Source organism: Nocardia sp. XZ_19_369, assembly GCF_015355715.1.
Lineage (GTDB): Bacteria > Actinomycetota > Actinomycetes > Mycobacteriales > Mycobacteriaceae > Nocardia.
In genome coordinates this window covers 603,558-616,482 of record NZ_JACVED010000001.1, presented here as the reverse complement: position 1 = coordinate 616,482, position 12,925 = coordinate 603,558, and the positions used below count along the sequence as shown (strand labels likewise).

The 12,925-nt window shown below is 68.0% G+C and carries 11 protein-coding genes; 4 read left to right on the top strand and 7 right to left on the bottom strand.

The window, feature by feature from the left end; all coding sequences use genetic code 11:
- From IBX18_RS02875 to IBX18_RS02865, 3 genes are all read right to left on the bottom strand, one after another.
- Complete coding sequence (locus tag IBX18_RS02875) at window positions 1–1,440, bottom strand: lipase maturation factor family protein (RefSeq protein ID WP_194832190.1); 1,440 nt, start codon at window positions 1,438–1,440, stop codon at window positions 1–3.
- Window positions 1,441–1,514: 74 nt separating this feature from the next.
- A complete protein-coding gene (locus IBX18_RS02870; protein ID WP_186818881.1) occupies window positions 1,515–2,165 on the bottom strand; it encodes a DedA family protein in 651 nt (216 codons plus the stop codon).
- 52 nt (window positions 2,166–2,217) lie between these two features.
- Window positions 2,218–2,874 carry a DedA family protein gene (locus IBX18_RS02865; RefSeq protein ID WP_228540422.1) on the bottom strand — a complete coding sequence of 219 codons (657 nt, stop codon included), beginning with the start codon at window positions 2,872–2,874 and terminating at the stop codon, window positions 2,218–2,220.
- A 344-nt stretch (window positions 2,875–3,218) separates the two neighbouring features.
- On the opposite strand from IBX18_RS02865, the gene fbaA reads away from it, so the two are divergent.
- Both fbaA and IBX18_RS02855 read left to right on the top strand, forming a co-directional pair.
- Window positions 3,219–4,253 (top strand): class II fructose-bisphosphate aldolase, encoded by a 1,035-nt coding sequence (fbaA, locus tag IBX18_RS02860; protein ID WP_194832188.1) that lies wholly within the window; start codon window positions 3,219–3,221, stop codon window positions 4,251–4,253.
- Window positions 4,254–4,283: 30 nt separating this feature from the next.
- On the top strand, window positions 4,284–5,402 hold the full coding sequence (locus IBX18_RS02855; RefSeq protein WP_135233846.1) for a BTAD domain-containing putative transcriptional regulator: 1,119 nt from the start codon (window positions 4,284–4,286) through the stop codon (window positions 5,400–5,402).
- Here the strand turns inward: IBX18_RS02855 and IBX18_RS02850 are convergent, their stop codons facing one another.
- The 3 genes from IBX18_RS02850 to IBX18_RS41880 form a co-directional block, all read right to left on the bottom strand.
- On the bottom strand, window positions 5,403–5,699 hold the full coding sequence (locus IBX18_RS02850; protein ID WP_306796102.1) for an excalibur calcium-binding domain-containing protein: 297 nt from the start codon (window positions 5,697–5,699) through the stop codon (window positions 5,403–5,405). It lies immediately after the preceding gene.
- A 110-nt stretch (window positions 5,700–5,809) separates the two neighbouring features.
- Window positions 5,810–6,883: a fused (3R)-hydroxyacyl-ACP dehydratase subunits HadA/HadB gene (locus IBX18_RS02845; RefSeq protein WP_194832186.1), complete on the bottom strand. Its 1,074-nt coding sequence runs from the start codon at window positions 6,881–6,883 to the stop codon at window positions 5,810–5,812.
- A gap of 189 nt (window positions 6,884–7,072) precedes the next feature.
- Window positions 7,073–9,727 (bottom strand): hypothetical protein, encoded by a 2,655-nt coding sequence (locus IBX18_RS41880; protein WP_228540271.1) that lies wholly within the window; start codon window positions 9,725–9,727, stop codon window positions 7,073–7,075.
- 196 nt (window positions 9,728–9,923) lie between these two features.
- On the opposite strand from IBX18_RS41880, the gene IBX18_RS02835 reads away from it, so the two are divergent.
- Together IBX18_RS02835 and IBX18_RS02830 are read left to right on the top strand one after the other, a co-directional pair.
- Window positions 9,924–10,367: a DUF3151 domain-containing protein gene (locus IBX18_RS02835; RefSeq protein WP_135233843.1), complete on the top strand. Its 444-nt coding sequence runs from the start codon at window positions 9,924–9,926 to the stop codon at window positions 10,365–10,367.
- 64 nt (window positions 10,368–10,431) lie between these two features.
- Window positions 10,432–11,535, top strand: coding sequence for an aromatic acid exporter family protein (locus IBX18_RS02830; protein WP_194832712.1), 1,104 nt, complete (start codon window positions 10,432–10,434; stop codon window positions 11,533–11,535).
- Between the two features lie 276 nt (window positions 11,536–11,811).
- Here IBX18_RS02830 and IBX18_RS02825 read toward each other — a convergent pair whose 3' ends face one another.
- Window positions 11,812–12,678 carry a glycosyltransferase family 2 protein gene (locus tag IBX18_RS02825; protein ID WP_194832185.1) on the bottom strand — a complete coding sequence of 289 codons (867 nt, stop codon included), beginning with the start codon at window positions 12,676–12,678 and terminating at the stop codon, window positions 11,812–11,814.
- Window positions 12,679–12,925 lie beyond the last annotated feature (247 nt).

The following is a 12,925-nucleotide window of genomic DNA, read 5'->3' as shown; positions in this document are numbered from 1 at the left end:
CTACTCCGACTTGGTTTTTACCGAGGACACCGGCGGAAGATACTCACCGATCAGCGTCCGGTGCCACCACGCCCGATCGCGCAGCAACTCCTGCCGCGTGGTGAAGCGGTACTCGTAGAGCCGTGCCCGCACGTACTTCGGCGGCGCGTCCGGAAACGGATTGTGGCGCAGCAGACGGAGCGTTGCCCGGTCGTTCGTCAACAGCCGCTCGGCGAACGGCAACAACCACGGCCGCGCGTAGAACGGCGACAGCGCCGCGAACCACAGCAGCCAGTCCAGCCGCAGATGGTAGGGCGCGAACTGGCGGGGCAGCCGCCGCACATCACCCGGCTTGCCTTTGAATTCGTACTCGTGCCACCGGGTCTGCTCGGTGACGTCCGAGTCGGTGGTCCCCTCGAACACCACCTCCGGCCGCGTCCGGCCGATGGTGCCGAACGCGCCGTAGGTGCCGACGAGGTGATAGGCGTTGAAGGACATATTCATTCGCTGGTCGCTGGAGAGCATGTTGCGCACCGGCCAGTAGCTCAGCACCACGGTCAGCACCGTGCACGCGATCACCAACCCCGCGAACCACATCGGCGCCGAAGGTAACGCGGGTGGTTCGGGCACCGGCAGTATTCGCGCCACCAAGGATCCGTCGATCACGGTGAGCGCCAACAGAATTGTCACCCAGTTCAACCACGCGAAGTTTCCGGAGATGACCAACCATAGCTGAGTGACGATCACGATCCCCGCGGCCACACTCGCCACCGGCTGCGGCGCGAAAAGCCCGAACGGCACGATCAATTGGGCAACGTGGTTGGCCGCCACCTCGATTCGGTGCAGCGGCTTCGGTAGATGATGGAAGAACCAGCTCAGCGGCCCGGGCATCGGCTGGGTCTCGTGGTGGTAGTACAGGCAGGTCAGGTCACGCCAGCAGGTGTCACCGCGCAGCTTGATCAGACCCGCGCCGAACTCCACCCGGAACAGCAGCCAGCGCGCCAGCCACAACACCAGCACCGGCGGCGCCGTCTCGTCGTTACCGAGGAAAATCGCGAGGAACCCGGCCTCGAGCAGCAACGATTCCCACCCGAACCCGTACCACCGCTGCCCGACATTGACGATCGACAGATACCCCGCCCACAGCGCAGCCCACATCCCCATCGCCGCCCACAGCGGCACCAGATCGGCCACACCGACCACCAGTGCAGCCGACAGCCCGACCCCCGCCCATGCCACCACGGCGAAGAACCGATCGGAATAGTGCAGCTGAAAAAGGCTCGGCGCCAACCGGAACGGCGTCCGCGCCACGAATCGCGGCACCGGCAGCATCCCGCGCTCACCGATCAGCGCCCGGAACTGCATGGCCGCGCCGAGGAAGGCGATCAGGTAGATGACCGCCAGCCCGCGCTGGAAGACCAGCCTGCTCAGCCAGTACTCCGGTGCCGTGAACCAGTCCATGCCCGCAGCTCCTCGGACGGCGGGAATTTGCCCGTGTCAGGCGTACCCGGTCCGATCGCGTGGAAACCCGGCGGTCAGTTCTCGGCGTCGACCGCCATGCTCGGCGTGGTCTCCAGATCGAACTCCTCCGGCGGCTTCGCCATCTCCTGCCGGTAGTGCCGAATCCCCAGTCCGGTCCCCAGGACCAGGCCGACCACCAGCGTGCCGATCACGATGGGCATCAGCCACGGCACCCGATCCAGGAAGCTGCCCGCGTAGTACCCGATCAACAGCAGCACCGGCGCCCAGATGATCGCGCCGATCGTGCTCGCGATGGTGAATTTGCGGTGGTCCATCCCGGCCGCGCCCGCGACCGTCGGGCACAGCGTGCGCACCCACGGGATCCAGCGGGCGATCAGCACCGCGACGAACCCGTGCCGCTGCAACAACTCGGTGACCCGTTGCAGGTTGCGGGTATTGATGTAGCGGCCGTTCTTGCGCGCCACCAGGCGATGCCCGGTGCGCGCGCCGATGACGTAACCGACCTGGTTGCCCGCGATGGCCGCGACCATAGTGCCCAGCGACAGGGCCCACACCTGCGCCTCGCCGGAGGCGTGCGAGGCCATGACCACACCCGCGGTGATCAGCATGGAGTCGCCGGGCAGGAACAGCCCGAGGATGACCGCGCATTCGAGGAAGACAAAGGTGAGCACCACTGTCCAGACGAGCGCGGGCCCCGCTGACATCAGCGGATCGAAGGTGCCCACTGCTAGGGGCGAGGACGCCGCGAACACGGGCTCAGCGGGTCGGCTCGTTCGTCGAGACGGTCAGCTCGGCCTCAGGCCGAACCGCCGGCTCCGCGCGACGATTGAGCAGCTTCTTCGCCACCGCGATGATGCCGGGCAGGATCGAGACGAACACGATGAGCAGGAAGATGGCCTCGACGTTATCGCGGATGAACGCGACGTTGCCCAGGAAGTAGCCCAGCACGGTGATGCCGCCGCCCCACAGGATCGCGCCGACGATGTCGAAGGCGACGAACTTGCGGTAGTCCATCTTGGACACACCGGCGAGCACCGGCATGAACGTGCGCACGATCGGCACGAACCTGGCCAGGATGATGGTCTTGGGCCCGTGCTTCTCGAAGAACTCGTGCGTCTCGGTGACGTAGTGCTTCTTGAAGAAGCGGGTGTCTTCCTTGTGGAACAACGCGGGCCCGATGGCCCGGCCGATCCAATACCCGCTCTGGTCGCCTGCGAACGCGATGAACGTGACGGCGGGGACGAGCACCCAGATCGACACCGGCGGATTCGGCTGCGCCGCGAGCAGGCCGCCGGTGAACAGCAGCGAATCACCCGGCAGGATCGGGAAGAGCAGACCGGTCTCGATGAAGACGATCGCCAGAATGGCCGGGAGCACCGCGTTCTTGAGCCACGTCTCCGTGAGCAGGTGCATCGGGTCGAGCAACTCCGTGAGTGCGAGGTTGCTTGTCACCGATTCTGTCGCTGCCAGCAGAATCACGCGGTGGTCTCCTGTTCTGGATACGGCTGGCCTGATCACTTGCCATCGCATCGGAGGCGGCCAGCGCAATTACCGGGCCCACAGTACCGGGTTCGGCTGAGAAACCCCGCCCTGTGCGCGAAACTACCTGCTGGTCACCTGAAGGTTCCGTGCTGACTACCGCCTGGTCACTCGTGCAGGCACTACACGCCCTCCCTGGATACCAGGCGAAACACTGCTGTCCTAGGGTGGTGGCTGACAAAATAGGTCTTTGCCGCAACAATCACGGAGGTCTTACTGTGCCCATCGCGACTCCGGAGGTCTACGCCGAGATGCTCGGTCGGGCCAAAGCGAACTCCTTTGCCTTCCCCGCCATCAACTGCACGTCGTCGGAGACGATCAACGCGGCCATCAAGGGCTTCGCCGAGGCAGGCAGCGACGGCATCATCCAGTTCTCCACCGGCGGTGCCGAATTCGGCTCCGGCCAGGGCGTGAAGGACATGGTGACCGGTGCGGTCGCGCTGGCCGAATTCGCGCACGTGGTCGCCGCGAAGTACGACATCACCATCGCGCTGCACACCGACCACTGCCCCAAGGACAAGTTGGACGGCTTCGTCCGGCCGCTGATCGCCATCTCCCAGGAGCGGGTGAACAACGGTCAGCACCCACTGTTCCAGTCGCACATGTGGGACGGCTCCGCGATCCCGATCGACGAGAACCTCGAGATTGCCCAGGAACTGCTGAAGTCCTGCGCGCAGGCCAACATCATCCTCGAGGTCGAGATCGGTGTCGTCGGCGGTGAGGAGGACGGCGTCGAGGCCGAGATCAACGACAAGCTCTACACCTCGCCCGAGGACTTCCAGAAGACCATCGACGCGCTCGGCGCGGGCGAGAACGGCAAGTACCTGCTCGCCGCGACCTTCGGCAACGTGCACGGTGTGTACAAGCCGGGCAACGTGAAGCTCAAGCCCGAGGTGCTGGCCGAGGGCCAGCGGGTGGCCGCGGCCAAGCTGGGCCTCGGTCAGGACGCGCAGCCGTTCGACTTCGTCTTCCACGGTGGTTCGGGCTCGCTGAAGTCGGAGATCGAGGATTCGCTGCGCTTCGGTGTGGTGAAGATGAACGTCGACACCGACACCCAGTACGCGTTCACCCGCCCGATCGTCACACACATGTTCACCAACTACGACGGTGTGCTGAAGATCGACGGTGAGGTCGGCAACAAGAAGGTCTACGACCCGCGCAGCTACCTCAAGAAAGCGGAAACCTCGATGGCGGCACGTGTCACCGAGGCATGCAATGATCTGAAGTCCGCGGGAAGGTCGATCAGCGCCTGACCCATCAACCCACCGGGGGCTCGACAGCTCATGTGTCTGGATGTGCGCGTGCTCGGGCCCGTCCGGTTGCTAGTCGGCGGTGAGCCGGTGGCGGTCGGCGGGCCCAAGCCGCGGGCTTTGCTGGCCGCACTCACCGTGAATCGGCGGCGCGCCGTGTCGTCGGCCGCGCTGGCCGACATGGTGTGGAACGAGGATCCGCCCGACTCCTACGCCGCCAGTCTGCAGGTGTTCGTCTCGAATATCCGTAAGGCGCTGCGTAATTCGGGTGTGGATCCGGCGCTGGTATTACGCACCGAATCCTCCGGCTACCGCCTCGAAGTCGCCGAGACCGCCTGCGATCTCGGACGTTTCGAGGCGAGCCGGGAGGCCGGTAGCCGCGCGGTCGCGCTCGGCGATCACGCCGGCGCCGCCCAGCTCTACGGTGCCGCACTGCGCGAGTGGAGCGGCCGGGCGCTGGCCGATCTGGCCGGCCTGCAATTCGCCGACGGGTTCGCCACCGCGATGGACGAGGAGCGGCTCGCCGTCGCCTCGGCCCGGATCGACGCCGAAATCGCCTGCGGGCGTGCGTCATCGGTGATCGGCGAGCTGGTCGCGATGACCGGCGAGCACCCGCTGCGCGAGCCGCTGTGGGGTCAGTTGATCACCGCGCTCTACCTGTCCGGTCGGCAGGCCGACGCGCTGGACGCGTGTCGCCGGGTGCGGACCGTGCTCGCCGACGAACTCGGCATCGATCCCGGCCCGGCTTTGATCGAGCTCGAACACCGGGTGCTGCGCCAGGAACCGCTCGGCACCGTCGAGCTCCGGCAGGTCGAGCGGATGGCCGCGGCGATGACCGAGACCGTCACCGAGGCGCCGAGCACGGTGCGCAGCGGGCAGCTGCGACTACCGGACGGCCGGGTCGTGTCGATCGCCCAGGGCGGCTTGCGGATCGGCCGGATGACCGACAACGACCTAGTGCTCGACGACCCGAAGGCCAGCAGGTATCACGCGCACATCATGCCGAGCCGGGCCGGACTGCTGATCAAGGATCTGCACTCGGCCAACGGCGTTTTCGTCAACGACGACCCGATCGAGAACGGTGCCCTGCTCGCCGACGGCGACCAGATCCGCATCGGCGCAACGATGTTGACCTTCCAGGCCGTGCAGTAGTCACTCGTTGCAGGCGAAGCCGTCGCCGTCCCGGTCGAGCATGGGGTTGTACTGCGGCAGTCCTCGGTAGATGGGCCCCGCGTGGTCGGCGCGCGCCTGTTCGCAGGTGGTGTACACCCGTCGCTTCTTCTCGGATTCGCCGTCCCGCTGCGGTTTCTCGTGCGAATCGGGTCGTGCGACAAAGGCGGCGGTGGGGGTCTCGGCGATGGCGGTCGGCGGTGCCAGGGTGAGGGCGCCGACCACTAGGCACGCGGCACCGATCGCGGGGGTCACGCGGCGTAGTGCTGTTGTTCTCACGACATCCATCCTGCGCCGAAATCACCCGGCCGTGGGGTGCGGATTTCGTGCGCCGGAAAATGTTCGGACCGCCCAGTCCGACCTGCGGCGGAGCCGCTGCCGGAGCCGCGCTATGTCAGCCGGACCTCAGCGATGGCCCGCCCGAACAGCTTTCGGCCCTCCGAGGTGCCGCCGAGCACGATGGTCGCGGTGCGGGTGTGCGGATCGAGCGACTTGATCCGGCCGACGAAGTCGACCGTGCTCGCCGAGTTCGGTGCTACCGGAACGAAACCGGAGAACCGCACGCTGAACTTGGCGATGGCGGTCGGGTCGCCGAGCCAGGAGGTCAGGTAGCCACCGGCCAGGCCCATGGTCAACATGCCGTGCGCGACGACCGTGGGCAGGCCGACCAGCTGGGCGGCGTGATCGCTGAAGTGGATGGGGTTGGCGTCGCCGGAGACTCCGGCGTAGTTGGCCAGGTCACCGCGGGCCAGCCGGAAGGAACCGGCGGGCAGCTGGTCGCCGACGGCGAGCTGATCGAAGTCGGGCAGCGTGTGCACCGGCGCGAGCTCGCGGTCGGCGGGCGGCGCGGGTAGCTCGCCGAGGCCCAGCGGGATCAGCGCCGAACTGTCGTCCGAACCGCTGCCCGCCGTGGGGAATTCGACCACCTGGCCGTGCATCATGATGTTGTCGACCACGTCGGTGAGGCCGGGATCCACCTCGGCGCCGCGGCGGGCCACGATGGTGGTGGAGCCGATGAGGGCGAGCTCGCCGTGCTGGTTGACCAGCGCGGAGCGGACGACGACGAAGTCGTTGTCGCCGAACTGACGGATCGATTCGATCAGGATCTCGCTGGTCAGTTGGTCGCCGGCCAGGATGGGCCGGTACGCCTGGAAGACCTGATCGGTCTGCAGGATCTGCGAGAGGTCGTATTCGGTGAGCACCGATTCGAGCAGCGAGCGGGTGCCGGACGAGCCGATGACCGAGGCGAAGGTCGGCGGTGCGATAACACCGTCGTGGCCGAGCTTGCGTGCGTCGGCCTCCTGCTGATGCGCGCCGTGGTGGTTCTGCACCGCTCGCGCGAATTCGCGGATCTTTTCCCGGCCGACCTCATAGTGGTCCCGAACGCGGAACCGCTGGCCGGCCAGTGTCGCCGTCTGCTGTACGTCATCGGTTTCGAGCGCCGTCGTCTGTTCCCTGCCCATGATGCGGCCACGCTACTAATGAACAGGACCGTTGACCAGCCGAGTGTGAGCAGCGCTACCGTCGATCGATACGGAATTGCTATCGAATTTGCCTGTTCTTCATTTACCGGCTCGCGGCGGGCTTGTCGGGCTGTTCGAGATTGATGTTTATCGGCTATCGAACAACATTTCCGCGCAATTCTGTCGCGGCTATTGCGGCGCGCTGGACGGCGGGTCGCAGACCTTCCAGCCTGCGTCGGTGCGCTGCAGGTCGAACGTGCGCGCGGAGCGCTTGGCCGGATCGGCCTCGGTATAAACCGTCGCCTGCGCGATCGCCGTGTCGTCGGTGATCCGGATGGCATCCACGCTGTCCACCACCGGAATAGTGCGGCGTTCCATCGACAGCTGATGCACGCCGGTGAATTGGTCCGCCGGAATGCCCTGATAGAAATCGTGCAGCGGACCACAGGTGGTCTCGCGCAACGTGGCCAGGTCACCGGTCTTCAGCGCATCGGCGTAATCGGAAATCGCGGCGCGCACCTGGGTATCCGGCGAATTGTCCGTCGAGTTCACGACCACCGCCACGATCACCCCGACCAGCACGACCACCAGCGCGGCGGCGCCCGCCACCGCGAGCAGCCATCGCTTGGGACGACCCGAGGTGGTCTGATCGGCTGGGGCCGGAGCCTGCGCCGGGGGTGCGATCCGCTGCGGCTGGGCGATCTGCCGCGGCTGCGGTGGCCGCAGCGAACCGATCTGCTGCGCGGGCAGCGTCGGCTGGACATCCGCGGGCGACGGGGCCGACGCCTGCTGGCGCGGCAGGCCGGGATGCGCCGGCGCGGGCCGCGTCTGCTCGACCGGGCCGGACCCGCTCGGCGGCGGTGCCGAAGGTGCCTGCGGGACAGGCTGCTTCGGTCCCGGAGCGGAGCGCGGGGTGGTCGGCGGCTTGGTGATCGGCACCCGCCCCGCACCCGGTGTGATCCGGTCGGTTCCAGCCGGCTTCGGCGCGTCGGTGGGCCGCTGGATCGGCAGCGCAACGGTCTGCGCGTCGTCCGGCTCGAGCACGTCCGGCTTGATCACCGGCATCGCCATGGTCACGTCTTCGGACCCCGGCGGCGGCTGCTGCCCGGCGTCCGGTGCCGCCGTATTCATCTTGACGGTGTCCGCGTCGGGAGCAGCGTCCTCGACCGGAGGTGCCGGTCGCTGCACCCGCATCACCGTGGTCGGCGCATCCCCGTCGGAGATCTCGGGTTCCGGTGCTTGCGCGGCTTCGGGCTGCGCGGCCGCGGCGGGCTCGTCGGGTGCGCTGTCCTGCGCCGCACCGGCTTTCTCCCCGCCGAACCAGGGGCGGGACTTCGACGGAGCGGAGCTGTCCGGCGTGACCGCCGCTGCATCCGCGGAAGTGGTTGTCCCCGCGGCAGTTTCACCTCGGGCCGCATCGGCTTCCGCCGCAGCGGCGCCGGACGGTGCCGCTGCCGCGCCGGATTGCGCGGGCGTGCCGGATTGCGCTGCCGGGCCGCCGGGTTGTGCCGCTGCCGCGCCAGGCTTTGCCGCCGTCGCGCCGGATTGTGTGGCGGGCGTGCCGGATTGCGCGGGCGTGCCAGGTTGCACTGCCGGGCCGCCGGGTTGCGCGGCAGGTGTGCCGAATTTTGCCGCCGTTGCGCCGGGTTGCGTTGCGGTCGCGCCGGGTTGTGCTGCCTTGTCGCCGGATTGTGCTGCGGCTGCACCGGATCGGTCGGTCGCGCCAGGTTGCGCTGCGGGGGCGGCGTGCGTGCCGGGTTGCACTGCCGGGCCGCCGGGTTGTGCGGCAGGTGTGCCGGATTTCGCCGCCGTTGCGCCGGGTTGCGTTGCGGTCGCGCCGGGTTGTGCTGCGGGTGCACCGGATCGGTCGGTCGCGCCAGGTTGTGTCGCCGTCGCGCCGGATCGGTCGGCATCGGGTGTGGCTGGTGCGGCATCGCCGGACGCGGAGCTGGTCTGTTGCGCGGCTGCGGGTTTCGCGCTCGATTGCGCCGTCGATGCTGATTGCGGGGGTGTGCCGGTTGCGGGCGGCCGGTTCGTGCCGGTCGGGGAGCCAGCGGCGGTCTGGCTGCCCCGCTTGATTACTTCGGTTTCGGCCGCGGGCGACGCCTTTGGAGCGGCACCACTCTGGGCGATATCGGCGACCACGTCGCCGGAAGCAGGCTTGTCTTCTTGCGATTCGGCCGGAGGTGTCGCGGAGTCGGGCTTGTCGTTGCGCGCGATCGCTTCGGTCTTCGCCTCGGCGTTGGCGGTGCTACCCGCGGTGGATGCTGCTTCACCCGGAGCGGAGCTGTTCGACGGGGCCGCGCCGGCCGACTTCGCGGGCTGAGCCGGGGTGTTGATCTTCGGGATGGCCCCGGGCTCGGTCGCGCCGGACTTCTGCGCCGCCGTCCGGTCGGGCGCGGCCTTGTCGGCGGTCGAGTCGGCAGATACGGGCTTCGCGCCGTTCCCCGGCTCGGCAGCGGTCGCCGCTGCGGCATTGCCGGACTTCGCACCAGAGTTCGAGCTGCCTGACGTGCCGGAACCCGCATTTCGGGCGGGATCCGCGGGTGTCGGCGTGCCGCTGGGATTCCCGGCGGGTTTGCCGGAGTTCTCGGCATCGGGCGAGCCCGGTGCGGCCGAAGCTGCGGCGGGGGAGTCGGCAGAAGTAGCCGCGGCGTCCTTACTATCGGCACCGCTCTTCGCACCCGCGGCGGGAATGGGACGCGTGGGAGCCGCGGGCGAGGGTTCCGCCGGGCGGGCGGCGACCGGGTGGCGGACCGTGGTGTCTGCCGGGCGTGCGTCGGCTGCGGCCGGGGTTGCCGGGTCGGCGCTCGCCGGGTTCTTGTCGTCGTTCGGGTCGGACACGCACTACCCCTCGGTCAGGCGGAACAGTTGAACTCGACGGCCAGCTTAACGGGCAGTGCCCGAGGTAGTCCGTCTTGAGAGCGCGCATGGCCGCGGCTAATGCCGAGGTACGCCGAAGGGGTGCGGTTCGATCGAGTTCGGGTTGCCGACGGAGCGCATGCGCCGGGAATCGGGGCATCGGTGCACAATGAAGCCCATGACCTCGTTCGGTGATCTCCTCGGCCCCCAACCGGTACTCCTGCCCGAAATCTCCGACGCGGAAGAAGCGTTGCTCGACAAGGCCGATCCGTTCCGCGTCGCCGCCGACCATCCGGCGGCCTCGATCGCCTGGGCCTACCTGGCCGAGGCCGCGCTGACCAGCGGCGAAGCCCAGGACGAGCCGATCAATCACGACATCCTCGCGGCGTACGCGTTCGCCCGTACCGGCTACCACCGCGGTCTCGATCTGCTGCGCCGCAACGGCTGGAAGGGCTTCGGCCCGGTGCCGTGGAGCCATGAGCCGAACCGCGGGTTCCTGCGCAGTGTCGGTGCACTGGCTCGGGCGGCCAAGGTGATCGGCGAGACGGAGGAGTACGCGCGCTGCCTGGATCTGCTCGAAGACTGTGACCCGCGCGCCGCGTCCGAGCTCGGCCTCGACTGAGTCGTAGTTGATCGACCTCAGTATCAATCCCAGCTCTCGCGTCGGCGTCGCCAAGGCGAGCAGCATGGATCGGCTGCGCGCGTCGTGGGCGCGGCTGCGCCTGTCCGCGTTGCCGATTCTGCAGTGCGCCCTCGGCGCGGCCCTGGCCTGGTTCATCGCGCGTGACCTCGTCGGGCACGCGCAGCCGTTCTTCGCGCCCACGGCGGCCGTGGTGTCGATCGGCATCTCCTTCGGCGCCCGGTTGCGGCGTTCGGTGGAACTGGTGGTCGGCGTCGCGGTCGGCATCGGCATCGGTGACCTGTTCATCACCAACGCGGGGACCGGCGTGTGGCAGATCGCGCTGGTGGTCGCGGTCGCCATGGCGGCGGCGGTGTTCCTCGACGGCGGCTCCATCATCACCATGCAGGCGGCCGGTTCGGCCGTGCTGGTCGCGACGCTGCTGCCGCCCTCGGCGGGTGGTGGCTTCTCCCGGATGATCGACGCGCTGGTCGGTGGTTTGGTGGGAGTCGTTGTGGTGGCATCTATTCCACTGCATCCGGTGCGGCGCGCCCGCGAGCAGGCGGCGGAAATCCTTGCGGTGATGAGTAAGTCGCTCACCGAGGGCGCCGACGGTCTGCTCGAACAGAATCCGGACAAGGTGCGTTCCGCGCTCGCGGCGGTCCGTGCGACGCAGCCGCAACTGGACACTTTGCGGGCCACGCTCGAGGGCGGCAAGGAGATCAGCCGAATCTCCCCGCTGTACTGGAACTCTCGTGCCCGCCTCGAACGCATCAAGGCCACCGCCGACCCGCTCGACAACGCGGTGCGTAACACCAGGGTGCTGCTGCGCCGTTCGCTCACCCTGGTACAGGACGACGAGATACTCGATCCCCGCCTGATCGATGAGGTCGAACGGCTCGGCCAGGCAATCGATGTGGTGCGCCGGATGATGCTCGCCGATCCCGGTGAGCAGCCCGACCAGGCCGAGGCGGCCAGGGTGCTGCGCACCGTCGCCAAGGAGGCGCGGCCGGAACTCGTTGAGGGCGCCGGGCTTTCGGCCCATGTGGTGTTCGCCCAGGTGCGCTCGATCGTGGTGGATCTGATGCAGGTGTGTGGCATGAAGCGCATCTCCGCGATCGCGCTGCTGCCGCCGACGGTGCCCAAACCGTTCGTCACCCCCGAGGAATGACCCGACTACTCAGCGGATCTGGGTGCGCACCCGCCGCTGTGCGCGGCGTCCTCGCTGATCTTTGGGTAGTCCGCTACTCGTGTTCCGGCGGCCCCGACCTCATAACTTGAACAAGTGACCGCGATCGAACGAGGGGTGCCGCGGTCGACCACTTCGCACACGAGCGAACTGCCCCACCGGCCATTTGGTGTGGTGGCCGTGCGGGTCGGGGCAGCACGCCCGTTGCGAGGAGCAGAGTCGCCTGGCCCGACGTCCGGCCGGGCGGCTCTGTGTTCGTCAGTTGCCGCCTTCTTCCTTGCTGAGCGGGAACATCCTGGCCTGGCCCGGCCGCAGCGAGAACCGTCGCCGGTCGAAGTCCCACAGCCGGTAGATCGGCCACTGCACGGTGTGCGCCAGCCAGGCGCCGACGATGACGGCGCGATGGAACGGCAGGACCTGGTAGCCCTGGTTGGTGATGGTGCGCAGGCCGCCCAGCTGGAATTGCCACCAGCGCCGCGGACTGGTGCGCCTGCGCCGGGCCGACGTCTCGACCCGCATGTGCTTCAGCTGATCGATCGGCAGGCCGCGCTTGCTCAGGCACAGCGCCAGGTCGAGGTCATCGATCACGTCCGGCCGGACGACGGTGTCCTCGCGCACGTCCAGCCAGGCGGTGCGGCGGATCGCCATGTTCGGGCCGTGCATGTTGCCGACCCGGCCGCCCAGCTTGCCGCGCCGATCCTGCAGGTAGTAGCCGAATTTCAGCAGGAAGCCGACCGGCGAGTCGTAGTAGGTGGTGATGCCGGTGAGCGCGGCGACGTCGGGATGGTCGGTCAGGTGCTGCCGGATGACCGCGCCCCAATCGGGCGCGACCAGGCAGTCGGCGTCGGTCCGGCCGATGAAATCCCCACGCGCCTTGTCGAATCCGGTGTTGCGGGCCCGCGCCACCCCGCGCTGGGGTTCCTCGACGAGTTCGACTTTGGGGTGTTCGAGCGCGTAGGCGCTGACGAGTTCGCGGGTGCCGTCGTCGCTGCCGTTGTCGACCACGACGACCTCGTCGATCGCGTCCTGGGTGACGAGGCGGTCGAGGGTTTGCGTGATGCACGCCGCCTCGTTGAGGACCGGGATGACGATCGATAAGGTCGTCGCAGAATCGGGGCTGCTCATTGGTGGTACTGCTCCAGTTCTGGGTCGGGTGAAGCTTCCTACAGAACGGTCTGTTATCTGCCCTGGACAGCCGCTCTCGTCAGCGTGGTAATTGGTGAAAACACAGGGGGACTCGATCGGCAACGGTGCCGCGAGTTCGCCGAACGGTCGGTGCGACCAGGACCGGGAAGCCTGCTGATTACCGGCTGGGCCAACCGGCGATGATCACTGGGTTTACCCTAGTTGCGTTGGCGCACAGACAGAATCC